The following is a 24,777-nucleotide window of genomic DNA, read 5'->3' on the forward strand; positions in this document are numbered from 1 at the left end:
AGGCTTATGATTTGTTCTCTATAAATATCCCCATTCAAAAGTTTTTTTGATCAGCTCCGAGCTGTTTTTGCAGTCGGATTTTCTTAAAATATTTTTTCTGTGGGTACGAACAGTTTCTTCTGAAATATTCAGCAGATCCGAAATTTCACATGTTGAGTATCCTTTTGCAATGCAATTGATGACTTCAACTTCTCTTTTGGTGAAAATGACAGGGATAGCTTCGGGGAATTTGCCATGATCCATCCATTGCATCTGGTGAAAATCTTCCCGTCCGTTGATTCCGGAAACCAATACAACATAAGAATTTTGATGGGTTATATGTTCGATATTGGTGTGGATATTAACGGCCTGCAAAAGTCTGCCGTCTTCATCTTTATAGGTATGTAAAGCCTGATGATGGAAGAGTTCATAATTACCTTTTGATGTTCTCATCCTGAAACAATAGCTGGTTTTCAATTCCTGTTGATAATCAAAACCGTCAATTTCTTTTATTTTTTCTATCGACATCCTTTCTGCTTCCATCACAAATTCTATGTCATCAGGATGGATGAGGTCTATAATTTCTTTTAGATGTACAGGATGTTTATGGAGACCATGAATTGCTAAAATATCTTCATCGTGGTTACAAATGATGGTGCTGTCTGCGAAATTGATGACATAATAATAGAATTTTCCGGGAGCAAAAATTTCTCCGATTATTTTTTCAATGGTGGGAACGGGTAGTATTCTGTTGTTATTCTGTAAAATTTCAGGATAATCATTCCAGACCTTAATGAGGGGATGAGGTCTTTTTGCGTGAGTCAGGTGTTTTTTCTTCATTGGTTAATGTTTTCTTAAAAATAATAAAATTATGTTAAATAAAATCACCCTTTTGTGGTATTTCGGGTGGTAGGGAAGTATTGTAGTTTTAAATAAAACTAATGACCATTTCAAAAAAACTTTAATCTGAAAAATAAATAACCATGAAAACAAAAATTGTATTGCTGTTTCTGCTTGGATGGGTGGGGATGGTTTATGGACAGGAGAAAAATATCTCTGCATCAAAAATAGAAAAAGAAGTAGGAAAACAATCAGGAAAACCCAATAGGAAAAGTGAAAAACATAAGGATCAAAAAAATCAAGAAATAATTTATAATTTTTCGACTGGTGAATTTGAAAAATCTGTAATAAAACCTCGTCAAAAAGTTCCTACGGTGTTAAAGATAAAAAATATTAATACATATTTTTATGATATTCAGATCCAGTCTAAGGATATTAATATTAATTCCGAAGGTTTATATGAAACTTCAACAAATGCACACAAGACGGCAATTATTAAAATTGACACTACGGCAGTTTTAGGGATTTTAGATACAAAATCTATTAATGCTATACCAGTAATGCCAAATGCAACTAATAACAATACAAGTGGCCTTGAAGAGATAAAAAAGAAAGAAGAAGCATTGGCATCGAATAAAAATGCTTTACAAGAATCCAGTAAATCACTCAATGAATCAGAGGTTGAAAAAAAAGAACTGGAAAGTATAGATATTTTAAAGAAAGATATTAATGCTATTCAAAGTCTTCCTGATTCTTTAAAAGCGAAAAATATTAGTTTATTAAGCACTAAACAAAAAGAACTTTCTAATTTAGCGAATAAGTATAGTAATAAAAGCATTGATTCAATAAATAAAGAAATTGCTCAAAAAAAGTCAGATATAGAAGTAAAAAAATCTAATGTTTTTATAGCAGAAAGTGTACTGGATAGAGAGCTTTTAAAGCTGAAAGATAAAAATGAGATTTTGTTAAAGGTAAATGATGGGATTTTTAAATTAAATATTAAATATTTCGAGCTTGACACAGAATTTACGGATGTGTTGAAAATAGCTGGAGCTTACAATAATTTTATCTATAAAATTTATCGCCCCGGTATAAATAAAGGAGAGTATAAAAAAATCAAAAGTCCTGAAGAAAAATTTGAAACTGTTGCTATTCTTAATTCTGAAAGAATATCAGAATATTATACACAGCTAAAAAAGTTCAATAGAATTTATTCCGAATTTCAAAGTGTATACAATCAAATAATGCATCAGAATATTTTGCTAATGCAGGATCAAAATGAAGAACTAATGATAATAAAATTGACTTTACAAAATGAATTTGGTAGGATCAAAAATGTTACAGACCAAATGCTGAAAAAAGTAGAGGATATGAGTCTATCTACCAAACTGAGTTCTGTAGAAATATATAATAGAGAACTTCAAAATGATGAGACATTTGTATATGTGTCAGATCCTATTCAAGGTTTAGGAGATTATATAGAGTTTGATGTTACAATAAAACCCAAAACAGAATTTAAAGAAGTTTTTGCTAAAAATCAGAATCGTAGATTCAAATATTCAGAATATCTACGTGGTGGGATTCGATATGATTTCAGTGTAGGTACAGTATTCGATTTTGTAAACAAAGACGAATTTTATGAGAATAGAAACAATACTATTGCAAAAACTTCTAATAATAAATATTATCCTACGCTTGCCGGACTTTTTCATGTAAGTTTACGTTCAAGTTCTCTCTGTTCTGTAGGATTTAGTTTAGGAGCTTCACTCAATATTACAGAGTTTGATATTAACTCACTTTTTATTGGTCCTAGTTTATTAGTAGGGAAAAAAGAGAAAATTATATTTACTTCAGGGATGTCTTTCCGAAAAACGAAACAATTAAAAAGTGGATACTCTGATGGGCAACAAATAGTTGGAGAAAGTAATATAGATAATTATTTGACAAACAACTTTAGATTAGGTTTTTTTGTTGGAATCAGCTATAATCTAACGAAAAAGCAAAAATCAAGTCTGAAAATTGCAGGTAACGAACAATAATTATTAGGATAACTTTTTGAATTTTGAGAGTAATTACCTATAGAATTAAAGTTAAAGTAGAATGCTCTCGGATCAATTTAATATAAACAAAAAAACCTTCCCATCGGGAAGGTTTTATATTATTGCTTATCGCTCATTACTTATTATAAAGAAGCAGCGTGTACAAGCATATCTACTAACTTGTTAGAGTAACCCATTTCGTTGTCATACCAAGAAACAAGTTTCACGAAGTTAGGAGAAAGCATGATACCAGCATCTTTGTCGAAGATAGAAGTTCTCTTATCTCCTACGAAGTCCTGAGATACTACAGCCTCTTCAGTATATCCTAGGATACCTTTCAATTCACCTTCAGAAGCAGCTTTGATTACTGAACAGATTTCTTCATAAGAAGCAGCCTTTTCAATTCTCACTGTTAAATCTACTACAGAAACGTCAACAGTTGGTACTCTGAAAGACATACCTGTTAATTTTCCGTTTAGTGAAGGGATTACTTTTCCTACCGCTTTAGCAGCACCTGTAGAAGAAGGGATGATGTTGTTTAGAGCAGCTCTACCACCTCTCCAGTCTTTCATTGAAGGACCGTCAACAGTTTTCTGAGTAGCTGTTGTAGCGTGTACAGTGGTCATTAAACCTTCTACGATTCCGAAGTTATCGTGGATTACTTTAGCTAGAGGAGCTAAACAGTTTGTAGTACAAGAAGCGTTTGATAAGATTTTGATATCATCAGTAAGTTCCTTGTGGTTTACGCCCATTACGAACATTGGAGTATCATCTTTAGAAGGAGCAGAAAGGATTACTTTCTTAGCACCTGCAGTAATGTGTTTTGCAGCGCTTTCTTTATCTAAGAATAAACCTGTAGATTCTACTACGTAATCTGCACCAATTTCATTCCACTTTAGGTTGCTTGGGTCTTTTTCAGCAGTTACTCTGATTTTTTTTCCGTTTACTACAAGATCATTTCCTTCTACAGAAACTTCACCTGGGAAAATACCGTGTACAGAGTCATATTTTAACATGTAAGCCATGTATTCTGCATTGATTAGGTCATTGATTCCTACAACTTCAATGTTGTCTCTTTCAGTCATTGCTCTGAAAACAAGACGTCCAATTCTACCAAAACCGTTGATACCTACTTTAATTGTTGACATAATAGTTTGTTTTTATTAGATTATAAAAATAATTAGATTGCTAAAATTTCTGAAATCAGTAAAAGATCTTTATTGATTTCGTTATGTTTTTTAATGGCTTCTTCAATTGGGGTATACGTCAGATCATTAGAACGCATTCCTGCCATTACGTTGGTTTGTCCTTCCATAAGTCCTGTTACGGCTCCATAGCCTAGTCTGCTTGCCAAAACTCGGTCTGCACAGCTTGGAGAACCTCCTCTCTGCATGTGTCCCAAAATGGCTACACGAATATCGTAATCAGGGAATGTCTGTTTTGTTTTTTCTGCAAGTTCGTAAACGTTGGCTAATTTTTCACCTTCCGCTACTACTACAATACTGGATGATTTTCCTGTTTTTTCAGCATTTCTGAATTTCACAAAAAGCTCATCAATACTGTCTTTCTTTTCAGGAATTAAAATATCCAGAGCACCTGCAGCCAATCCACTGTTTAATGCAATAAAACCGGCATCACGACCCATTACTTCCACAAAGAAAACTCTGTTATGGGAAGTTGCCGTATCACGGATTTTATCAATCGCATCCATTGCGGTATTCAAAGCAGTATCGTAACCAATGGTATTATCAGTACCGAAAATATCATTATCGATAGTTCCCGGGATACCGATTACTCTGATTCCGAATTCTTCATTAAAGATTTTTGCACCGGTAAAAGTTCCGTCTCCTCCAATACATACCAATCCGTCTATTCCAAGTTTTACGCAGTTGTCGTAAGCTTTTTGACGGCCTTCTTTCGTTCTGAACTCAGCGGATCTGGCAGATTTTAGAATCGTTCCACCCTGATTGATTATATTTTTTACGGAACGGGCTCCCATTCTCAGGAAATCATCGTTGATAAGGCCATTGTAACCTTCTCTTACTCCGTAACATTCGATATTATAGTAATTGGCGGTTCTTACTACCGCTCTTAATGCCGCATTCATACCCGGAGAGTCACCTCCTGAAGTAAGAACTGCAATCTTTTTTACAGCACTCTCTTTCATCAAGTAAAAAATTTCGAACACAAATTTACAAAAACAAGTTCAGATTATCGTAGTAACTTTCCAATAGTTTTGAATATAAATTATTAAAAGCTTCTGAAGTTTGTAGGTTTAAAAAAATATCGCGCAGTTTTCGTTTCCGAAGCATTCACGTCAAGGTCGTACCAAGGCGTAAAATAGGGATTAAATGGATTGGAGAGCACATGAACCGACTGAGCCGGGGTGAATCCTTCGCTCAATAAAAATAATCTTTCCCCTTTCTTATTTTGGCAGATACCGGAAATAAAAACGATATGTCCCGGACTGCCTGGTGTGATCAGAATATCTCCCGTTTTCAGATCAGAATTCTTTGTTACCGGCTTTGTCTCCTTGTTTAATGAAATGGTTCCGGCATAATTGAAAATCAGATCCAGATAATTTCTGAAACTCTGGTAAGAATCATCAAAAGCAGCTGTTTTTCTAAAACTGACCGAGTTTCCATTGACAAAAGCTCTCGTTCCGTTTTTATAATCATTCCAACTTAGAAGATCACCGCTCGTGAAATGAAATTTAATTTCGTCAAACTTTTTAGCCTTATAAAGATATTCTGCCCTTATCCGGATAGCCACATCAGCACATTGCTGTAAATCTTTATTTCCGGTATCGATATCAAAAACAGCTTCATGAAGATGTTGGGTAGAAATAGGCGTTCCATCATATTTTACAATCTGGGTGCCATAAGGTTTTAGTTTAAAATTTTCAATAAAATACCCGAAAGACCCCGGTTTTTCTTCAATCCATTCATAACCCTCCGGAGGAGAAAATCTTTCCCGTATGGTATTTTTATTTTTATGAATTTTTAAAGCGTTTTCTGTGATTAAATGCTCGTTTTTATCCGGCTCAGCCAATAGACGGTCTGATGATTTTTCTTTTATACAGCCTGTGAGAATTAAAAATGCTGCGATTCTGGTGATAACTTTTTTCATGTGTTTTTTTAGTTCAAACAAATATCATTTTTTTTAGCTTATCTGCCAATATATAATCTGAAAATCTGCTAGTTTAATGACTCTTCATTCTCAGGAATCAATAATTTCCCCCAATCATTCAGTTACCAGAGAATTTTCACAAGCTGTTCACCAAGTTCTGTCAACGTGTATTCAACCCTTGGTGGAAGTTCATTGAAAGATTGCTTGGTTAAAATACCGTCTTCTACCATTTCACTCAGCTGCTGATTGAGAACTCGCCGGTCAACTTTAGCAATACCACGTAAAAATTCACTGGGACGTTTTTTCCCTTCATTGATCTGCCAGACAATAGGAATTTTCCATTTGCCGCTAATGGTATTCACAGCCACTTCCAATGGACAAATTTTATTTTCTTCAGCTTTTTTCTTTGTTTCCATAAAATTGACTTTTTTATCCCTATGGGTGAAAAATATGCGCTATTGTTTTTGTCTGCATAGTTTCAGACTTTTGTAAAGATAATCATTAAATAGTATGACAGAAAAACGAAAAGGAGCCCGCTCTATCAAAGATATTTCACCCGATATTCTGGAACAGCTGAACAGAGGAGAAATTGAAACCGCCAACCTTACAGAATGGCTGGCAGTAGATCAAAGACTGCTGCTGGAAAACTTACTATTGCAGAATAATCGCAAAGAATACTTGAAACCCATTTTAGAAAGTGTAAACCAGCTGAAAAAACAAACGGTGAATACCATTAATGAAACAATTGGTGTTGAGCTTCTTAATCTGGCCATAAAAAATAAAGATGATGAATTTCTTCATAAATTGGAAACTCATTCTGCGGATCTTGTACGTTGCTGGGCGGCTTATACCATTGGAAGAAATAATGATTTACAACTAAAAGAAAAGTTAGACAAAATTCAATCGTTTGCTGTAGATACTCATTTTGGAGTGAGAGAAATCTGCTGGATGAGCGTGCGAACGGATATTTCTAAAAATCTTGATGAAAGTTTATCTATTTTATCAGAATGGACGATGCATGAGAATGAAAATGTGAGACGTTTTGCCAGCGAATCTACAAGACCGAGAGGAGTTTGGTGTGAGCATATTCATGCTTTAAAACAAAACCCAGGACTGGGGCTGGAAATTTTAGAACCTTTACGATCCGATTCCTCCAGATACGTGCAAGACAGTGTTGGGAATTGGCTGAATGATGCGAGTAAATCACAACCCGAGTTTGTAGTAGAAATCTGCGATGAATGGCTGCGCGAAAGTCCGACAAAAGAAACTCAATATATCATTAAAAAAGCCTTACGAACCCTTAAAAAGTAAGAGTTATCCACAAAACATGAATGCAGATATAATTCGTTATCGCATACGTTACATATTTTCAGACTTTTAAATGGTTTTTGAAAACCATTTTTCTTCGTTGGGTAGGGAATATTCTGCTCTTTTTTCTGATGAAAATAAGATTTAAAAAATTCTAATATTAACGGAATGTTAATTGAAAAAAGTTATCCACAATATGAGTTTTCGATAAGTGTGAATTATATCTTCCATAAAATGAGTTGATTAAATAATGTGCTTCACAAAAGAGCTTGAAATAATTTATTTTTTAGTCGAAATAAAAAGTTATCCACAATATGAAATTTGACTACCATTTTTCAGTCAGATATTTCCAGTATCTTTTTGGTACATGCTGAATATGAAGTTTCATGTTTTTTCTTTCCACGATATTGGTTTTCGTGAAATAGCGCTGCCAAAGAATCTGATAATTCTTTTCCTCATCATGGAACTTTTGCTGATAATGCTTCAAATCAATTTTTTCATCCGGATAAAAGAACTCGCAGGTGTCCAGATCATAGAGAAGACCGTAGTTTCTTTGAAGATCATAGATCATCCATTTCTGGTTCTGGTATCGATCTTTAAAATGTTTTCTGATTAAAGGAAGCACATTGAAGTCGGGATCTATTTTAGAGAAAAAAACACCATCCTGCATTTTTTCAAAGCGGACAAATGCGGTCATCCTGTGCCTTTCTCTATCCACGGATTTGCAGATTTTTGAAATTTTTAAAATATCAGAATCAGCGAAATTTTCAAGAATATTGTCATTAGGATGTTTTACTGACTGTCTTACTGCAGATAAGATGAGGTTTTCCAGATCCGGCTCCTCAGATAAAAAAACTTTTAAAAGTTTGTAAACCCCCTGTTTCCCGATATTCAGCTCCAGTTTATTCAGAACTCTCTCAGATTTGTCCGGTTGAGTTATGACTTCATGGATTTCAGCGAAAATATTTTCCTGATGAAACCTTTCTTTACAAGTAATCTCCACATCCTGATAGCGATATTCGAAAACTTCAAATATAGCAGTGAAAAGACCGTCAAAACTTCCATCGTAGAGTAAGGTTGTCATGTATTGAATTAAAATTTAAAATTTAGTTGGTTTACCACTGAATAAAATAAAGAATCTGGTTCATTGAAGAGATGCTTCCTCCGTCAGAATGACAAATATGCTGTTATATCTGCATAATAAATTAGTGATCATTTGTGAAAACATTGGTGCTATTAGTGTTTAATATCAAAATCAAAACAAAGTCAGCTGTTGTGAAAACTGATTGTGAAATTTGGATGAACTTCCACCTACTAACAACTTCCTGAAGTTTTTATCCGTTAGATATTTCAGATAAGCATTTCCTGCATTAAAATCAATAAAATATTTTGCACGGTTGACAGCTGCTCCCAGTTTTTTCAAATGATCTATTGTTAAGATCTGAAAACGTCTTGCACTCACAATTTTCTGAGCTGTTTTCACTCCAATTCCCGGAATTCTTAAAATCAACTGATATTCTGCGGTCTGAAGATTGATCGGAAATTGATGAAGGTTTCGCAGTGCCCAGCTTAATTTCGGATCTACTTCCAGATCAAGGAAAGGCATATTTGGGTCTAAAATCTCTTCCGCTTTAAAACCATAAAATCTCATCAGCCAATCCGACTGATACAATCGGTTTTCACGAAGCATAGGAACTTCCGTCGTTAAAGAGGGCAGTCTCTGATCTTCCAAAACCGGAACATATCCGGAATAATACACCCTTTTCAGATTAAAATTTTTGTAAAAATGATCAGCAACTTTGATGATTTGGAGATCATTTTCATTGGTTGCCCCCACGATCATCTGGGTAGATTGTCCCGCCGGAGCAAACTTGGGCACCTTTTTCAGAATTTTCTTTTCATCCTTATATTGAATGATCCCTTTTTGAATATACCTCATCGGGCTGATCATATCCTGTCTGTTTTTTTCAGGTGCCAGCAATTTTAATCCGCTTTCCGTAGGAATTTCAATATTTACTGATAAACGGTCTGCATATAAAGCTGCTTCCTGCATCAGATCATCACTTGCTCCCGGAATAGATTTTAAATGAATATACCCGTTAAAGTTTTCTTCCAGACGCAGTTTTTTAGCAACCCTTACCAATCTTTCCATCGTGGTATCGGCATTTTTGAATATTCCTGAACTCAGAAATAAACCTTCAATATAATTTCTTCGGTAAAAATTGATGGTAAGATCTACCACTTCTTCTACGGTAAAAGCAGCTCTTTTAATATCATTAGAACTTCTGGAAACACAGTAAGCACAATCATAAATACAATGATTGGTCAATAGAATTTTAAGCAGTGAAACACATCTTCCGTCTTCCGTATAGGTATGGCAAATCCCGCTTGCAGAACTGTCTCCCAAAGCCCCTTTTTTATTCTTTCTCGTGCCTCCGCTTGATGAGCAGGAAACATCATATTTCGCTGCATCAGCAAGGATTTCAAGCTTTTCTTTAAGGCGGTCAAAATTCATATTTTTAAATAATTGATCTGTTTTGTATCAAAATTGTAGTTTAATTTTGTTCAAATTTAGTTCCAAAATTGATAAATGTCAATCTTTTTTCATAGAAGTTATCAACAAAAAAGAGTCTCAAAATCATTATATTTACGGCTCATTAAAGTTTATATCATGAATCATAAACCAATCGAAGGTTTTTCTAAGCTTCCAAAGCAGGGGAAAATCGAATGGCTCGTAAACGAATATCTTGAAGGAAACCAGGAATATCAAAATATATTAAAACAATACTGGAATGAGGATGCGGATCTTCAGAAGCTTCACGAAGAATTTTCTGAAAATACCATCTCCAATTTTTATATGCCTTACGGAATTGCTCCGAACTTTCTGATCGACGGAAAACTATTGGCACTTCCAATGGCTGTTGAAGAAAGTTCTGTAGTAGCAGCAGCTTCCAAAGCTGCTAAATTCTGGATCGACAAAGGAGGTTTCAAAACTACCATTATCAATACAGAAAAGCTGGGGCATACCCACTTTATTTTTAATGTAGAACCTCACAAATTATTGCATTTCTTTAATTTCAGTTTAAAGAAAAAATTATTTGAAACCACTGAGGATATTACATCCAACATGAGAAAACGTGGTGGCGGTATCTTAAATATCAGTCTGGTGGATAAGACCGCAGAAATGCCGAATTACTATCAGTTGAAAGCAAGCTTTGATACGGTAGATTCAATGGGAGCCAACTTTATCAATTCATGTCTTGAACAGTTTGGAAAAACATTGAGACAGGAAGTGGCTGCCAGCGAAGATTTTACTCAGGAAGAAAAGAATTCATTGCAGATTGTAATGAATATTCTTTCCAACTTTACTCCTGACTGTATCGTAAGAGCTGAGGTTTCATGTAAAATGGAAGATTTAAAAGATGACAGCGGAATTTCTCCTGAAGAGTTTGCTGCTAAATTCAAACAGGCTGTTACCATTGCAGAAATTGAACCTTACCGTGCAACAACTCACAATAAAGGAGTAATGAACGGAGTAGATGCTGTGGTAATTGCTACCGGAAATGATTTCCGAGCTACAGAAGCCTGTGCGCATGCTTATGCTGCAAGAGACGGACAATACAGATCTCTGACCCACTGTACAACAGATAACGGTGTTTTCAGATTCTGGATTGATCTTCCTATTTCTGTAGGAGTTGTAGGAGGACTTACCAATCTTCATCCTTTGGTAAAATTCTCTCTGGCACTTCTTGGAAAACCTTCTGCACAGGAATTGATGAGTATTCTTGCCGTTTCAGGTCTTGCACAAAACTTTGGTGCTTTACGTTCTCTGGTAACAACAGGAATTCAGAAAGGACATATGAAAATGCACTTGTTGAATATTCTGAACCAATTGGGAGCAACCGAAGAAGAAAAACAGCACTTTGTGACGTATTTCAAAGATAAGACCGTGAGCCACCACGAGGTGATCAATGAATTTAACAGAATGAGAGGGAACTAATGTTACAGATCATTTTGCCCATCGTATTCCTTCTTTTTGGATTTTTTCTGAAAAAAACAAATAATGAAGGTTTCAGAAGCTCTAAGAAATTCGCCAATATGTTTATCATACTTGGAATTTCTACGCTGGTTGCCAAGTTCATTTTAATGTACTTAAAATCAAAATAGTGAAAAAGAGTATTGTATTCTTCTTATTGATTTCAGGGTTAAGTTTTTCGCAGCAGAAAGACTTAAAAATACAGGATTTACAACCTAAATCAGAAAACTTTGTGTTTCCGGTAGTTACTTATTCTGCAAATCCTTCCGTGGCCAATAAGATCAATACATTCCTTCAGGTCAATGAACTTGAATATATCCCGAATTCCGGAGAAAATCCTTTTAAACTGGCCTCTACAGCTACTAATTCTTATTCCAACTATGTTTATTTTTATGATTGGAAGAAATTGGATACTCCTAAGAATGTTTTAAGTATAAATATCAATGGAGAAGCTTCGGGAGCGTATCCGGAAGAATTTGCAGACTGGAAGAATTTTGACCTGAGAACAGGAAACTATATCAATGCTGAGGCTTTATTTCAAGCAAGTGCTGCCAAAACGGTTACAGGTTTGATTCAGAAAAAAATTAAAAAAAGAGTCAATGGCTTTCTCGTAAAATTGAAATCCGAAAAGAATCCTTCAGAAGAAGTTCAGGAGCAGATTGGCTTATATGAAGGCTGCTTCATGGATTATAGTTTGAATGGAATCCGATATTTTTTTGGAAAAGATAAGTTAACTTTTGTAGCAGGCAGATGTTCTAATCATGCGATGCGGGCATTGGATGATCTGGGAAGTCATGAACTTGAATTTACCTATAAAGAACTTGAAAAATACCTGAGCGTTTATGGAAAGAATCTGATATCAGGTTCTGAAAAGATGGGTCAAACGGGTCCCGGAAATAAATTATACAAAGGAAAAATTGACGGAAAATATCCTATTACAGTTTTATTTAACGAAATCAATGAGGATGATTCCTTTTCAGCCACTTATTGGTATGATAAGAACAAAAAACCAATCAATTGGAGAGGAGAATTTGTACATGACCATTTTTCCATCACAGAAGATGATTACCATAGTGAGGAATTGAAGGAATGGATACCAAAAGCCTTAATAGAAGCGGATTTGAAAGGAAATAAAATCATCGGGAAGTGGCAGGATTATAAAACAAAAAAATATTTAACCCTAGAATTAGAAGAGTTATAAAATGAAAACAATTACTTTAGTTTTTGGAGCGGTTTACGGAATGGTTTCTGTAATCCTGGGTGCATTCGGAGCACACGCTTTAAAGAAAATATTAGCTGTGGAAAGACTGGAAAGTTTTGAAACAGGAGTAAGATATCAAATGTATGCAGCTTTTTTCCTGCTGATCATTGGTTATATCTTAAAATTCGAAACTTCTGCAGAGAAATGGACTTCCATTTTAATGATTGCAGGTACCCTTTTGTTCTCAGTAAGTATCTATTTTCTGAGCATGCAGGATTATCTGGGAATGAATCTTAAATTCTTAGGCCCAATCACTCCGCTTGGAGGTCTTATGATGATCTTAAGCTGGGGAATGCTGATCTTATATTTTGCTAAAAACAGAATTTAAGAATGAAAATTAACAGACGACGACGGTTAATACGAACCTTCAATCTCTTAGATCAACCTATCAGATTTAACCCGTTTGTATTCAGTCGTACTTTTTTTATGTGGGCTGTCACAGGCCTTGTAGGTGGTATCATCGCTGGAGGATATTGGATAGTACTGGAACATTTTACAGAGTTTTTAGCTGAATTTCAAGGCTGGCAGGTAATTCCAACCATGGCAATCTGTGGTTTGCTGGCTGGGCTGGTGATCCATTTTATCGGTGATCCGGGAGAAATTCATCTGATTGTTAATAACATCAGATTCAATAAAGGAAAACTGGAGCCGAAGAACAATCCTTCCATGATCCTTTCATCCCTGTTTTGTGTAGCATCAGGAGGAAGTTTAGGTCCTGAAGCACCATTGGTACAGGTTACGGGATCTACGGGAACGTCGCTGGGTAAAATTTTCAGACTGAAAGGAGAAGAGTTGAGGTCATTAAGTATTGCCGGGATGGCTTCCGGGTTTACAGCATTATTTGGTGCGCCGCTTGGAGGAAGTCTTTTTTCTCTGGAGATATTGCATCATAAACATGCTGTAGAATATTACAGAGCGATTATTCCTGCGTTAGTGGCAAGTTGCTTCAGCTACCTGATGTTTGCACTGATTATCCATTTGGGAATTGGGGCAACATGGGATTTGAAAGCGTATCATTACACAGGAGTATATGATTTTCTATATGCAACCTTGTTCGGAATTGTAGGAACATTTTTTGGATGGATTTTCATTTTTGTAGTTAAATTTTTCAAAAAGGTTTTTGAATACAGACAATTTCCAATTTATATTAAAACATGTGTAGGAGGAATTGTTTTAGGAATTATCGCCTATAATTTTCCTATTACTAGGTACTTTGGACACAACGAAATCAATCAGCTGATTGGTGGGAATTTCGGACTGAACTTTTTAGTTTTAATTCTTGTTTTTAAAATATTAGCCATCGCTATTACAGTAACTTCCGGATGGAGAGGTGGATTTATCATCCCTCTGTTTTTTGTAGGAACAACATTGGGGTTAATTATCCACAATTTATTCCCAAGTGTAGATACCACGCTGGCTATTGTAAGCTGTATGGCAGCAATCAATTCCTGTGTAACAAGAACACCGATGAGTACTACGATTATCTTAGGGACGCTTACCGGATTTACGTATTTCGTACCAATATTGTTTGCTAGTCTTACAGGATATTTCCTGGCTCCAAAAATTCCGTTTATCGGATCTCAATCTGAGGAATTAGCGGAGGAATAAGGGAAAATGGAAAGATATGTTAAAAATCAAGTCCATCAGACTTTAATTTTTGAGTCAATAAACTTGAACTTCCGTGTCTTTTTAGTAAATTTGTCAACCTTTAAATATTAAAATAAAATAATAAAAATAATATGAATCTTCACGAGTATCAATCAAAAGAGATTTTATCAAAGTATGGAGTAGCTATCCAACGTGGTTTCGTTGCAAACAACGTAGATGAAGCTGTAGCAGCTGCTGAAAAATTGACTGCTGAAACCGGAGCACAGGCTTGGGTTGTAAAAGCACAGATTCACGCAGGTGGTCGTGGTAAAGGTGGGGGTGTTAAGTTTTCTCCAAACATGGATAAGCTTAAAGAAAACGCTCAGAATATCATCGGAATGCAGTTGGTAACTCCACAAACTTCTGCTGAAGGTAAAAAAGTACACTCTGTTTTGGTTGCAGAAGATGTTTATTATCCTGGAGAATCTGAAACTAAAGAATTTTATGTTTCCATTCTTTTAGATAGAGCTGAAGGTAAAAATACAATCGTATATTCTACTGAAGGTGGTATGGATATTGAGCACGTTGCTGAAGTAACGCCTCATTTGATCCACAATGAATTAATTGATCCTGCTATTGGTCTTCAAGGATTCCAGGCTAGAAAAATTGCTTTCAACCTAGGTCTTGAAGGAAATGCATTTAAAGAATTTGTGAAATTTATTTCTTCTCTTTATAATGCTTACACAGGAATTGATGCTTCTCTTTTCGAAATCAACCCGGTATTAAAAACTTCTGATAACAAGATTATCGCTGTAGATGCTAAAGTAACTTTAGATGACAACTCATTGTTCCGTCACAAAGACTTAGCTGAGCTTAGAGATACAAGAGAAGAAGATCCAATGGACGTAGAAGCTGGTGAAGCTGGTCTTAACTTCGTAAAACTAGACGGTAACGTTGCTTGTATGGTAAACGGTGCTGGTCTTGCAATGGCAACTATGGATATCATCAAATTATCTGGTGGTAACCCGGCTAACTTCCTTGACGTAGGTGGTACTGCGGATGCTCAGAGAGTACAAACTGCTTTCGGAATCATCTTAAGAGATCCAAACGTAAAAGCTATTTTGATCAACATCTTCGGAGGTATCGTAAGATGTGACAGAGTTGCTCAGGGGGTTGTAGATGCTTACAAAGCGATGGGTAGCCTTCCGGTTCCATTGATCGTAAGATTACAGGGAACTAACGCTGTAGAAGCTAAAAAATTAATTGACGAGTCTGGTCTTCCGGTACACTCTGCAATTACTTTAGAAGAAGCTGCAAACAAAGTAAAAGAAGTTTTAGCGTAATCTAAAATTTTCAGATAAATAAGAAAACCGTTTCATTTTTGGAACGGTTTTTTTATTTGTAAATCTAAAGATATATAAGAATTTTTTTGGATTAAATTTTCCCACAGATCCCACAAATCCCGCAGATTTTTATTAAAATCCATGTCATCTGTAAAATCAGAGTGAGATAGGCAGCATGTAATTTTATCGGAGATAAAATCTTTGCGCCTTAAAATATTGAATATAGAGTTGAAGAATTAATTGCGCCTTTGCTATATCTAACCTTTAATAGTGTAAAAAAATACCACTTCAACATTTGAAATGGTATTTATATTTTTAGAAATAAGACTTACTTATCCTGATGGGTTTCGGGTAAACTACTTTCACCACTTGTAATGCTGATACTTGTTGGCGTTACCAATTGAATTTTATCCGCATCAAAACGTTCTTTAATACCTAAATATGCCTTACTTCTTATTTGAGCAAGATTGGCACCTACTTTTATCCAGAACTTCACCTGGAGATTAAAAGCGCCCTGCTTAAGATCTGTAAAGATCACTTCTATGGTGTCCAGCTTATCCACATTATCAAGATTTTTAATAACATCAAGAATGCTTTTCTGGGCTTTGCTGATATCTTCATCTGCTGGAATTTCAAAATTTAAAATAATCCTGCGCTGTGGGGAAGCCGTAATATTGTAGAAAGGAGCATTGAAAACAACCTGATTCGGAATATATGCCTTCTTGCCATCATCAGTAAGAAGTTTTGTCGTTAAAAAACCAATTTCCTGTACCGTTCCGGAGTGTGCTCCGATTGTAATATAATCTCCTACTTTGTAGGCTTTATCAATTCCAATCAGCATTCCCGAGAAAATACTTGATACAAGATCTTTTAGAGCTACCCCTGCGATAACCCCTGCAACTCCTAAACTTCCGATAAACTTCCAGAGAAAACCGCTGAAGCCCATTATTTCAAGAGCAATAAAGGTTCCCATCAGCATAATCAGGAATCTGAAAATACTGATTAAAGTAACTAATGAACTCTCTTTTTGGCTTTTTGGGAAAAATTTGTGGAACAATTTTACAGCCCCTTTACTTAAATATTTACTCGTAATCAGAAAAAATGTAAATACTAAAATTCCGACAATCAGTTTGGGAGTAAGCGCAGCAAATGTTACATACCAACTTTCCAATACTTTATAAACCACATCTACATACCTGAGGCCCGTTTTCTCCATGAATAAAAATTTTAATTAAATATATAAATTTTCATCAAAAAATTTGCCAGTTCCAAAAAGTCTACTAAATTTGTAGACTATAAAGAAAAAACATTATGTCAATTAAACTAGGAGATACAGCACCCAACTTTCAGGCAGAGTCATCTGTAGGTGACATCAATTTTTATAATTATCTGGGAGATTCCTGGGGAATTCTGTTTTCGCATCCTGCAGATTATACACCGGTATGCACTACAGAGCTTGGCTATACGGCGAAATTGCAGTCTGAATTTGATGCGAGAGGAACCAAAGTAATTGCTTTGAGTGTAGATGGAGTAGAAGATCACCAAAACTGGGTGAATGATATTAATGAAACTCAAAAAACCAATGTTCAGTTTCCTATTATTGCTGATAAAGACAGAAAAGTTTCAGAGCTGTATGATTTTATTCATCCTAATGCTTCTGTAACGGCAACTGTACGTTCTCTTTTGATTATTGATCCTTCCAAAAAAGTAAGACTGATTATTACCTATCCGGCCTCTACAGGAAGGAATTTTGACGAAATCCTTAGAGTGCTGGATTCTTTACAACTGGTGGATAATTATCGTGTGGCAACGCCTGTTAACTGGGAATATGGAGAAGATGTTATTGTTCCTCCTACCATTTCCACAGAAGAGGCCCGAAAAATATTCCCGAAAGGTGTGACGGAAATAAAACCGTATTTACGATACACGCCTCAACCCAATACATGATTTATTTGATTTTTTATAGTTTAGTTTTAATTTGTACGAAAATCGCCTCGAAAAATTTTTCGAGGCGATTTCAATGTATACTTTTATATAGTGAAGCAATTGATTATTTTACTTCATTAACAACTTGCTTAGCTTTAGAGGTTGGCAAATAAATACTAAATCCTAGGTTAAAAGTAATATTAGATGTTAAACCTTGATTTCCGAAACCTGTAACACCAGCATATTTTACTAAACCTTCTAGACCAATATTTGGAGTGATAAAGTAAGAATACCCAGGTCCTGCACCGAAGTCAAGGCCTGTTGTAGAGTTACCTCCTTTGCTGATAGAATAACCACCAACACCTAAGTTACCTTCGAAAAACCATCTTCCGTGGTGTAATAAGTTATTTACTCCTTGTTCTCCAGGAGAAAGATAGTAACGTCCTAAAGCTCCTACACCATAATCAAATCTGGTATTAGAAGTATTAGAAGATTTGCCAATACCTAAATTTACATAACCCCCAACGGCTAAGTTATCTTCGATAAAATAAGCTCCTTTTGGTTGTAGGTTAATTTGGTATCCACCACCTGTATTTAATCCAAAATTACTTGTTGCCAAGCTACTTCCTACCATCCAATTACCTTTCTGAATCTGAGCGTTTGCAGTTGCTGTTAAGCCTGCTACGGCTAATATCCCTGTTAAAATAAGTTTTTTCATAATTTATTATTTTAATAATTAAATGTTTATTATTCACGAATTATAGAAAAAACAATAAATGTGCCAGACTCTTAATTTTAGGTAATTTTTCCAAATAAACGTTAACATTATCAGGGAGATATATTTTATCTTTTTAACATATTAACTGAATATTTCGTAATGATAAAGAAAATAAAAGGGTATTTTAAAAATGGATATAATAAAAACAGCTGTCAGATCATTAATACTCTAAAATGATGTTTTTTTCTCTTATTCTGCTTTAGTATTAATTAAATAAATAGAAGAATCAAAGAAATAATAAGTCCTGCAATAGTAAACTTAATACCACGTTTGAACGCTTTTGTTTTAGGATTAAACATCCAGAAACTGGAGATCACAAAAAAGAAAAGAGAAACTCCAAAGAATACGCTTAGAGGCGATATGGCATCTTTAGACTGCGATTTGTGAAGAGATACCATTTTGTCCAGTACGAAAGGCAATTCCTTTTTGGTGTACTTTGCTTTTCCGGTGGCGCTGTCATAAGTTCCCTGTTTAAAGTAAAGCACGCTTCCTTCCGTTTTTTCCACTTCAAGACCTTTCATTTTAAGCTCTTTCTTAAGCTCTTTCTCTGTAAGATTAGCAGCGATATTTTTTTCGTATTTCTTTTCGTTCTTTAGAAAATCGGTGTCTCTGTACACCAGAAGAATTCCACTTAACGAATATACAGCCATAATACCTGCAAGGAAATATCCCAGATAACGGTGTGTAATTCTCATGAAACTTCTTGTGTCTTTAATCTTATCCATATCTTATTGTTTTGTTTTTGTTTTAAAATTTCAAAAGTGGAAACTGCAAAAAATGCAATTTCCACTTTTAATGAAAGAATTATTATATAAAGAATTCTATAGTCTGTATGTCAGTGTGAAATAGTAGTTTCTAGGTGTGATAGGATTCACTGAATAATTCTCGTGGACATTGTAGTTTACGACATCAAATAGGTTCCCCACTCTTCCCTGGATAGAGAATTTGTTCCATTCGTAGCCAACTGATACGGAAACAGTGGTGTAATCTTTTAGATCAAACATTCTGCTCACGTTGTTTCTACTTGTATTGGTAGATTTTGTATCATTCCATCCAGCGATTCTGTCGCCAATGTAGTAAACTCCAGCTCCAATTTTCAACCCTTTTACATAGTTTGTAAATTTATAGAAAACGGAAGCATTTGCTGTTGTAGCAGGTGTTCTTACCAGTCTTTGGTTTTCAACATATCCTTTTTCAGGAGTGTCAGTGTAAACAGAATTGTTGTAAGAGAAACCTCCGATGATGGATAAGTTTTCTGTAGGATTTCCTGTAATATCAAGCTCCACACCACGGCTTCTCATATTTCCTGCAAATTCTTTAAGATTCGCATCTGTTGAATTTACCGGAGCTCCGTTTGGAGTAGAAGCAAACCAATAGGTCTGATAATAATTGTTGTACATAATCTGGTAAGCCGTTAAATTAACAGCTAAAGCATTGTTCCAGAAATTCTTTTTAACCCCAATTTCGTATTGATCAACGGTTGATGGCTTTATGCTTTGTTTTGATAAATTATTTAACTGATTTTGAACTTGTGACGCAGATTGGTTGGTATTTACTGTACCGAATTGATCTGAAGTATATCCTGCATTTGAAGCAAATGAATTCGTATACGTTGCAAATACTGAAAGGTTTTCATTAGGTGCATAAACCAAACCTACTTTTGGTGAAAATGCATTATCAGCGGTTGAGGAATTCGCTACTTCAAATTTATCATTTAATGTAAAACGGGTGGTCAATGTAGGCATATTCTCTACATAAGACCATCTTAAACCTGCAATAACTTTAAGTTGTTTTGTTATGCTGATAAAATCCTGTGCATATATTCCGATTCTTCTTGTGTTAATTCTATTTCTTGTATTAAGAGTAGAATTTGGCATGTCGATACTTCCCCATGTTGAAGGATCATCTAAATATAAAATATTAGAAGTTGCAGCTAAAGTATATGTATAAGCATCTGCCTGGCTGTAATCTGCATCAGAACCAATCAAAACTTTATGGTTGATTTTTCCTGTATTGAACTCACCATTGATGTTTACTTGTGCAGAAGTATAGTTTTGCTCGTTGTATGTTTTACCAAAAGGTCTGTTCCATGATAGTCTGGTCGCAGTTGGTGAGCTGTAACCCCATTGTACTCTTTCAGAAGAGAAATAATCTTTAGTATAGTTTTGGTAAGAAGCAGTAGCATTTAAAGACCATCTTTCGTTAAATTGATGATTAAACGTTACGTTTGTAGAAGCTTGCTGTACATTTTGATATTGCCAGTCAGTTCCGAAGAAAATGTTTCTGGAAATATTATCATTCAATCTATAGCTTTGGTCTTTTTCAGTAATAGATCCAAGACCAAAATCTGGAGTGAAATTATTTTTAAGATAATCTGCCTCAACAATTAATTGAGATTTATCACTTAAATTAAATAAGAATGAAGGGTTGAAGTAATATTTTTCAGATTGTACAACATCTCTGAAACTTTCAGCATACTCATAAGTTCCGTTTATTCTAAAAGCAACATTCTTAGATAAAGGTCCGTAAATATCTACTGTTGGTTTGTAAGAATTCCAGCTTCCGCCATTTAATCCTATACTTCCGCCAAAATTGAATTTAGGCTTTTTCGTAATCATGTTGATAATACCGCCGGCAGCAGTATTTCCGTAAAGCATTGCGTTTGCACCTTTTAAAACTTCTACTCTTTCAAGACCACTTACCTCAGGGAAAACTCCACTGTTTATTCTAGAACCATTCTTGAAAATATTGTCATTTCCTAAAATGAAACCACGTCCACCAAAGCTGTCCTGAGAATTTCCTCTTGAAGAGGTAACGTACATCCCGTTTACATTCTGAAGAACATCGCTAAGTTGTTTTGCCTGCTGTTGCTCAATAATTTCATGAGTAACAATCGCAATAGGCTGTGGGTTTTCCATTACCGTCAGGTTTGACTTTGTCGATAATGGTCTTGCCTGGTTAGGATTTCCTGTTTTATGAAGATTAATATCTTCAATAGTCTGGGTTCTGATAGTATCTGCTTCAGCATTTTTCATCTGAGAACTCACAGAAACAGCGATAAATAGCAGCCCTAAAGAAAGTAGTTGTCTTTTCATTTTATTTTTATGTAGAACAGTTTTAAATAAGGCGCAAATGTAAGTATTTGTTTAGAATAGATAAAAATAATTTTATGATTTAAATCATATTCTATCAATAATGGCATGGATTATTTCTATACCTCTTTTGGAACTGGGAATGAAGTGTTTTTATGAATATATTTGTTAAAAATTTTAATATGCAATTGGTAAAAGCAGGGCTTTGTGCCTTTGGAATGAGCGGAAAAGTATTCCATGCTCCCTTTTTAAAGGAGCATCCGGGATTTTTCATTTCTGCCATAGTGGAAAGAAGTAAAGAAGAGTCGAAAGAAAAGTATCCGGAAGCAACCATTTACCGTTCTGTAGAAGAAATGCTTCAGCAGGCAGATGTAGAGCTGGTAATTATCAATACTCCGGTTCAGACGCACTATGAGTATGCGAAAAAAGCGTTGGAAGCAGGAAAAAATATTGTGGTGGAAAAACCTTTCACCGTAAATGTTTCCGAAGCAGAGGAACTGGTGCAGTTGGCAGAAGAAAAAGGACTGTTTCTGAGTGTGTATCAAAACCGAAGATTTGACCGTGATTTTTTACAGGTTCAAAAGATTTTAAATGATAAAAAAATAGGAAACATCAAAGAAGCTGAAATCCGTTTCGACAGATTTCGAACGACTCCCAGTGGAAAACAACATAAAGAAAGCCCGGATCAGGTTGGTTCAGGATCACTTCATGATTTGGGAGCTCATCTTGTAGATCAGGCTGTACAATATTTTGGATATCCTGAAAAATTGTTTGCTGATGTCTTTTCAATGAAAGGGAAAGAATTTGCAAATGATTATTTTGAGATTTTGTTATTCTATAAAAATGATCTGAGAGTAAGATTGAAGACTTCGGTTTTCAGTAAAGAAGGTCATTATGCATATACTATTCATGGTGACAGAGGAAGCTTCTTACAGGAAAGAACAGATAATCAGGAAAATGAACTGGTAGCAGGCACTATTCCTGAATATGGTAAAGAATGGACACAGCCGCTGAAAGAATCTGACGGAATTTTAAATTTCCTGAATGATCATTCCGAAACAGAAAGAATTCTGACTTCAAGTGAAGCCGGGAATTATATGGATTATTACCAACAGATCTATGAACACATTGTTTTCGGATATGCTTTGCCATCTTCAGGAAAAGAAGTAATCCAGAATATGAAAATCATTGATGCTTCTCTGGAAAGCGCAAAAGAGGAAAGAATTATTCAATTATAAAAAGGTTATTTAATTATAAATGATGAGTTATGAATTATGAATGAATTCAAAGTTTAATGTTTAAGGTTGATTGTAGTTGTGATTAGAAATCTTCAACTCATTTACACTCAAACCCTAAAACTCTCCAACTTATTGAATTCATTCATAATTCATCATTTATAATTCATAACTATTAAAGGATTTCCTGAAGCTCCAGCCACCTCATTTCGTGGTTCTCCAGTTTTTCTGAAACAGATTCCAGATTTGCAGAAAGCTTGGCTATTTTTTCATAATCAGATTCATTATTGAGCTGCTCCAGAATTTTGGAACGCTGATCTTCCAGTTCAGGCATTTCTTTTTCTATGGTTTCCAATTCTCTCTGCTCTTTAAACGTTAATTTTCGTTTAGGACTTGAAGATGAGTTGCTTTCTACTACAGGAGCTGTTTCTTTAACCGGTTCAGGTTTTACTGCTGCATTTTTTTCTAATGCTTCTTCACGGCTTTTTGCTTCTCTGTACTCTGAGAAATTTCCTACAAAATCTCTGATTTTCCCTTCTCCTTCAAAAGCCAGAACATGATCTACAATTCTGTCCATAAAATACCTGTCGTGGGAAACAATAATTAAAGATCCCTGGAATTGCTGAAGGAAATTTTCAAGAACCGTTAATGTAGGAAGATCAAGATCATTCGTAGGCTCATCAAAAATCAGGAAATTGGGATTCTGATATAAAATATACATCAGGTGGAGTCTTCTTTTTTCACCCCCCGAAAGTTTGGAAATAGGAGAGTACTGTGTCTGATCATCAAATAAGAATAATCTTAAGAACTGCGATGCAGACAGACTTCTGCCATTGGCTAAAGGATAAAATTCTGCAATCTCTTTAATGAAATCAATTACACGTTCATCCTCCTTATAAGTAAGACCTTTCTGAGCGAAATAACCGAAAGATATCGTTTCTCCCGTTTCAATTTCACCCTTGTCAGCCTTTTCAAAACCTTGAATAATATTAAGCAGGGTAGATTTTCCTGCCCCGTTTTTTCCAATGATTCCTACCTTTTCACCACGTTGAAACTTGTAGCTGAAATCTTTTAAAAGGACTTTTGGTCCAAAGCTTTTATCAATGTTTTTAAGTTCAAGAATCTTATTTCCCAGACGTTTCATCTCAAAATCCAGTTCAAGTCCTTCTTTTCTGGTATCGGTTTTTGCTACTTTTTCCGTTTCGTAGAAAGAATCGATTCTGCTTTTTGATTTTGTAGTTCTGGCTTTTGGCTGTCTTCGCATCCATTCCAGTTCCTTTCTGTAAAGGTTGTTGGCCTTATCAATCGTAGCATTAAGATTATCCTCACGGATCATTTTGTTTTCAAGATAAGTGGCATATGAACCATTGTGTACATACAGATTTCTATCTTCCATTTCCCAGATAATATCGCAAACACTGTCAAGAAAATATCGGTCGTGGGTTACAAGCAATAAAGTGATTTTTGCTTTGTTCAGATAATTTTCAAGCCATTCTACCATATCTACATCCAGGTGGTTGGTAGGTTCATCCATGATAAGAAGGGTGTGTCTGTGCTCAGCTCTTGTTTCCGTTAAAAGTTTAGCCAGTGCTACACGTTTGATCTGTCCTCCGGAAAGGGTTCCCATTTTAGCTTCCAGATCAGTAATTTTAAGCTGGGAAAGAATTTGTTTCATTTCATTTTCCAGATCCCAGGCTTTATGAACTTCCATATCAGCCAATGCTTTTTCAATAAAATCATGATCAGTAGAATGTAGTGATTTATGGTAATTCTTAAGAGCAAGAATAGGCTTGGAATCCAAAGTCATCATAAACTCCTCAATGTTGAGGTTAGGATCATAGTCAATTTCCTGGTCAAATAATACCACCTGGATATCTTTATTGATGATCGCAGTTCCGCTGTCTGCAATTTCTTTACCCATTAATATTTTCAGAAGAGTAGATTTTCCACTTCCGTTTTTGGCAACAATAGCAATTTTATCTCCTTCATTGATGTGAAAAGAAATGTTTTCAAACAAAACTTTGATGCCGTAAGATTTGGTAAGATTTTCTGCAGAAACGTAATTCATTGGAAAGTAATGGTTTGATTTTAATTTTGAATAGAACCGCAAAAGTACGAAAATGTAGCCTAAAATTTTCTGTAACAGCTTTTATAAAAATGAAGATTTATGATTTTTTAATAGACTGTGTCCATTGCCTGCAAAAACTAATCAGTAAATTTGAAA

Annotated in this window: 21 protein-coding genes; 9 read left to right on the forward strand and 12 right to left on the reverse strand. The window is 35.2% G+C overall.

From position 1 onward, the window contains the following. Nucleotides 1–18: 18 nt before the first annotated feature. Nucleotides 19–819 carry a response regulator transcription factor gene (locus ACM6F9_RS02675; protein ID WP_414844290.1) on the reverse strand — a complete coding sequence of 267 codons (801 nt, stop codon included), beginning with the start codon at nucleotides 817–819 and terminating at the stop codon, nucleotides 19–21. A 143-nt stretch (nucleotides 820–962) separates the two neighbouring features. On the opposite strand from ACM6F9_RS02675, the gene ACM6F9_RS02680 reads away from it, so the two are divergent. Next, nucleotides 963–2,858, forward strand: coding sequence for a hypothetical protein (locus tag ACM6F9_RS02680; protein WP_414844291.1), 1,896 nt, complete (start codon nucleotides 963–965; stop codon nucleotides 2,856–2,858). Between the two features lie 143 nt (nucleotides 2,859–3,001). Here ACM6F9_RS02680 and gap read toward each other — a convergent pair whose 3' ends face one another. From gap to ACM6F9_RS02700, 4 genes are all read right to left on the reverse strand, one after another. After that, the gene (gap, locus tag ACM6F9_RS02685) at nucleotides 3,002–4,006 is read right to left on the reverse strand and encodes a type I glyceraldehyde-3-phosphate dehydrogenase (protein ID WP_047096698.1); all 1,005 of its coding nucleotides are present in this window, start codon (nucleotides 4,004–4,006) and stop codon (nucleotides 3,002–3,004) included. A 32-nt stretch (nucleotides 4,007–4,038) separates the two neighbouring features. Beyond that, entirely contained in the window at nucleotides 4,039–5,025 is a 987-nt protein-coding gene (pfkA, locus tag ACM6F9_RS02690) for a 6-phosphofructokinase (protein WP_414844292.1), read from the reverse strand. A gap of 83 nt (nucleotides 5,026–5,108) precedes the next feature. Continuing rightward, a complete protein-coding gene (locus ACM6F9_RS02695) occupies nucleotides 5,109–5,987 on the reverse strand; it encodes a DUF4846 domain-containing protein (protein WP_414844293.1) in 879 nt (292 codons plus the stop codon). Between the two features lie 122 nt (nucleotides 5,988–6,109). Further along, nucleotides 6,110–6,403: a winged helix-turn-helix transcriptional regulator gene (locus ACM6F9_RS02700; RefSeq protein WP_414844294.1), complete on the reverse strand. Its 294-nt coding sequence runs from the start codon at nucleotides 6,401–6,403 to the stop codon at nucleotides 6,110–6,112. Between the two features lie 94 nt (nucleotides 6,404–6,497). Here ACM6F9_RS02700 and ACM6F9_RS02705 point away from each other — a divergent pair, with 94 nt between their 5' ends. Next, the gene (locus tag ACM6F9_RS02705) at nucleotides 6,498–7,298 is read left to right on the forward strand and encodes a DNA alkylation repair protein (RefSeq protein ID WP_414844295.1); all 801 of its coding nucleotides are present in this window, start codon (nucleotides 6,498–6,500) and stop codon (nucleotides 7,296–7,298) included. Nucleotides 7,299–7,620: 322 nt separating this feature from the next. On the opposite strand, the gene ACM6F9_RS02710 is transcribed toward ACM6F9_RS02705, so the two are convergent. Further along, entirely contained in the window at nucleotides 7,621–8,379 is a 759-nt protein-coding gene (locus ACM6F9_RS02710; protein ID WP_414844296.1) for a TIGR03915 family putative DNA repair protein, read from the reverse strand. A 171-nt stretch (nucleotides 8,380–8,550) separates the two neighbouring features. Continuing rightward, nucleotides 8,551–9,810, reverse strand: a complete 1,260-nt coding sequence (locus tag ACM6F9_RS02715; RefSeq protein ID WP_414844297.1) for a putative DNA modification/repair radical SAM protein — start codon at nucleotides 9,808–9,810, stop codon at nucleotides 8,551–8,553. 156 nt (nucleotides 9,811–9,966) lie between these two features. Between ACM6F9_RS02715 and ACM6F9_RS02720 the strand changes: the two genes are divergently transcribed. The 5 genes from ACM6F9_RS02720 (at nucleotide 9,967) to sucC (ending at nucleotide 15,522) form a co-directional block, all read left to right on the forward strand. Next, nucleotides 9,967–11,295, forward strand: a complete 1,329-nt coding sequence (locus tag ACM6F9_RS02720) for a hydroxymethylglutaryl-CoA reductase, degradative (RefSeq protein ID WP_414844298.1) — start codon at nucleotides 9,967–9,969, stop codon at nucleotides 11,293–11,295. Between the two features lie 166 nt (nucleotides 11,296–11,461). Beyond that, a complete protein-coding gene (locus tag ACM6F9_RS02725; RefSeq protein ID WP_414844299.1) occupies nucleotides 11,462–12,532 on the forward strand; it encodes a hypothetical protein in 1,071 nt (356 codons plus the stop codon). Nucleotide 12,533: 1 nt separating this feature from the next. Then, a complete protein-coding gene (locus ACM6F9_RS02730) occupies nucleotides 12,534–12,920 on the forward strand; it encodes a DUF423 domain-containing protein (RefSeq protein WP_034694871.1) in 387 nt (128 codons plus the stop codon). Nucleotides 12,921–12,922: 2 nt separating this feature from the next. Then, on the forward strand, nucleotides 12,923–14,200 hold the full coding sequence (locus ACM6F9_RS02735) for a chloride channel protein (protein WP_414844300.1): 1,278 nt from the start codon (nucleotides 12,923–12,925) through the stop codon (nucleotides 14,198–14,200). Between the two features lie 131 nt (nucleotides 14,201–14,331). After that, nucleotides 14,332–15,522 (forward strand): ADP-forming succinate--CoA ligase subunit beta, encoded by a 1,191-nt coding sequence (sucC, locus tag ACM6F9_RS02740; protein ID WP_034694875.1) that lies wholly within the window; start codon nucleotides 14,332–14,334, stop codon nucleotides 15,520–15,522. A gap of 328 nt (nucleotides 15,523–15,850) precedes the next feature. Here the strand turns inward: sucC and ACM6F9_RS02745 are convergent, their stop codons facing one another. Beyond that, the gene (locus ACM6F9_RS02745) at nucleotides 15,851–16,738 is read right to left on the reverse strand and encodes a mechanosensitive ion channel family protein (RefSeq protein ID WP_414844301.1); all 888 of its coding nucleotides are present in this window, start codon (nucleotides 16,736–16,738) and stop codon (nucleotides 15,851–15,853) included. Nucleotides 16,739–16,833: 95 nt separating this feature from the next. Here ACM6F9_RS02745 and ACM6F9_RS02750 point away from each other — a divergent pair, with 95 nt between their 5' ends. Then, nucleotides 16,834–17,469 (forward strand): peroxiredoxin, encoded by a 636-nt coding sequence (locus ACM6F9_RS02750; protein WP_414844302.1) that lies wholly within the window; start codon nucleotides 16,834–16,836, stop codon nucleotides 17,467–17,469. Between the two features lie 103 nt (nucleotides 17,470–17,572). Here the strand turns inward: ACM6F9_RS02750 and ACM6F9_RS02755 are convergent, their stop codons facing one another. The 3 genes from ACM6F9_RS02755 to ACM6F9_RS02765 form a co-directional block, all read right to left on the reverse strand. Next, entirely contained in the window at nucleotides 17,573–18,166 is a 594-nt protein-coding gene (locus ACM6F9_RS02755; RefSeq protein WP_414844303.1) for a hypothetical protein, read from the reverse strand. Between the two features lie 269 nt (nucleotides 18,167–18,435). Beyond that, on the reverse strand, nucleotides 18,436–18,951 hold the full coding sequence (locus ACM6F9_RS02760; RefSeq protein ID WP_105703943.1) for a hypothetical protein: 516 nt from the start codon (nucleotides 18,949–18,951) through the stop codon (nucleotides 18,436–18,438). Between the two features lie 96 nt (nucleotides 18,952–19,047). Continuing rightward, a complete protein-coding gene (locus ACM6F9_RS02765; RefSeq protein ID WP_414844304.1) occupies nucleotides 19,048–21,321 on the reverse strand; it encodes a TonB-dependent siderophore receptor in 2,274 nt (757 codons plus the stop codon). Between the two features lie 179 nt (nucleotides 21,322–21,500). On the opposite strand from ACM6F9_RS02765, the gene ACM6F9_RS02770 reads away from it, so the two are divergent. Further along, nucleotides 21,501–22,556: a Gfo/Idh/MocA family oxidoreductase gene (locus ACM6F9_RS02770; RefSeq protein WP_414844305.1), complete on the forward strand. Its 1,056-nt coding sequence runs from the start codon at nucleotides 21,501–21,503 to the stop codon at nucleotides 22,554–22,556. Nucleotides 22,557–22,728: 172 nt separating this feature from the next. On the opposite strand, the gene ACM6F9_RS02775 is transcribed toward ACM6F9_RS02770, so the two are convergent. Next, complete coding sequence (locus ACM6F9_RS02775) at nucleotides 22,729–24,621, reverse strand: ABC-F family ATP-binding cassette domain-containing protein (RefSeq protein WP_414844306.1); 1,893 nt, start codon at nucleotides 24,619–24,621, stop codon at nucleotides 22,729–22,731. Nucleotides 24,622–24,777 lie beyond the last annotated feature (156 nt).

Source organism: Chryseobacterium sp. IT-36CA2 (assembly GCF_949767875.1).
Lineage (GTDB): Bacteria > Bacteroidota > Bacteroidia > Flavobacteriales > Weeksellaceae > Chryseobacterium.

What these genes read in the sequence shown, in the direction of transcription:
- ACM6F9_RS02730 (WP_034694871.1), top strand. Translation starts at nt 12,534, where the DNA reads ATGAAAACAATTACTTTAGTTTTTGGAGCGGTTTACGGAATGGTTTCT.
- ACM6F9_RS02775 (WP_414844306.1), bottom strand. Translation starts at nt 24,621, where the DNA reads ATGAATTACGTTTCTGCAGAAAATCTTACCAAATCTTACGGCATCAAA.
- ACM6F9_RS02765 (WP_414844304.1), bottom strand. Translation starts at nt 21,321, where the DNA reads ATGAAAAGACAACTACTTTCTTTAGGGCTGCTATTTATCGCTGTTTCT.
- ACM6F9_RS02755 (WP_414844303.1), bottom strand. Translation starts at nt 18,166, where the DNA reads ATGAAAAAACTTATTTTAACAGGGATATTAGCCGTAGCAGGCTTAACA.
- ACM6F9_RS02695 (WP_414844293.1), bottom strand. Translation starts at nt 5,987, where the DNA reads ATGAAAAAAGTTATCACCAGAATCGCAGCATTTTTAATTCTCACAGGC.
- ACM6F9_RS02710 (WP_414844296.1), bottom strand. Translation starts at nt 8,379, where the DNA reads ATGACAACCTTACTCTACGATGGAAGTTTTGACGGTCTTTTCACTGCT.
- ACM6F9_RS02680 (WP_414844291.1), top strand. Translation starts at nt 963, where the DNA reads ATGAAAACAAAAATTGTATTGCTGTTTCTGCTTGGATGGGTGGGGATG.
- sucC (WP_034694875.1), top strand. Translation starts at nt 14,332, where the DNA reads ATGAATCTTCACGAGTATCAATCAAAAGAGATTTTATCAAAGTATGGA.
- ACM6F9_RS02770 (WP_414844305.1), top strand. Translation starts at nt 21,501, where the DNA reads ATGCAATTGGTAAAAGCAGGGCTTTGTGCCTTTGGAATGAGCGGAAAA.
- ACM6F9_RS02760 (WP_105703943.1), bottom strand. Translation starts at nt 18,951, where the DNA reads ATGGATAAGATTAAAGACACAAGAAGTTTCATGAGAATTACACACCGT.
- ACM6F9_RS02715 (WP_414844297.1), bottom strand. Translation starts at nt 9,810, where the DNA reads ATGAATTTTGACCGCCTTAAAGAAAAGCTTGAAATCCTTGCTGATGCA.
- ACM6F9_RS02750 (WP_414844302.1), top strand. Translation starts at nt 16,834, where the DNA reads ATGTCAATTAAACTAGGAGATACAGCACCCAACTTTCAGGCAGAGTCA.
- ACM6F9_RS02745 (WP_414844301.1), bottom strand. Translation starts at nt 16,738, where the DNA reads ATGGAGAAAACGGGCCTCAGGTATGTAGATGTGGTTTATAAAGTATTG.
- ACM6F9_RS02735 (WP_414844300.1), top strand. Translation starts at nt 12,923, where the DNA reads ATGAAAATTAACAGACGACGACGGTTAATACGAACCTTCAATCTCTTA.
- ACM6F9_RS02720 (WP_414844298.1), top strand. Translation starts at nt 9,967, where the DNA reads ATGAATCATAAACCAATCGAAGGTTTTTCTAAGCTTCCAAAGCAGGGG.
- ACM6F9_RS02705 (WP_414844295.1), top strand. Translation starts at nt 6,498, where the DNA reads ATGACAGAAAAACGAAAAGGAGCCCGCTCTATCAAAGATATTTCACCC.
- ACM6F9_RS02675 (WP_414844290.1), bottom strand. Translation starts at nt 819, where the DNA reads ATGAAGAAAAAACACCTGACTCACGCAAAAAGACCTCATCCCCTCATT.
- ACM6F9_RS02700 (WP_414844294.1), bottom strand. Translation starts at nt 6,403, where the DNA reads ATGGAAACAAAGAAAAAAGCTGAAGAAAATAAAATTTGTCCATTGGAA.
- pfkA (WP_414844292.1), bottom strand. Translation starts at nt 5,025, where the DNA reads ATGAAAGAGAGTGCTGTAAAAAAGATTGCAGTTCTTACTTCAGGAGGT.
- gap (WP_047096698.1), bottom strand. Translation starts at nt 4,006, where the DNA reads ATGTCAACAATTAAAGTAGGTATCAACGGTTTTGGTAGAATTGGACGT.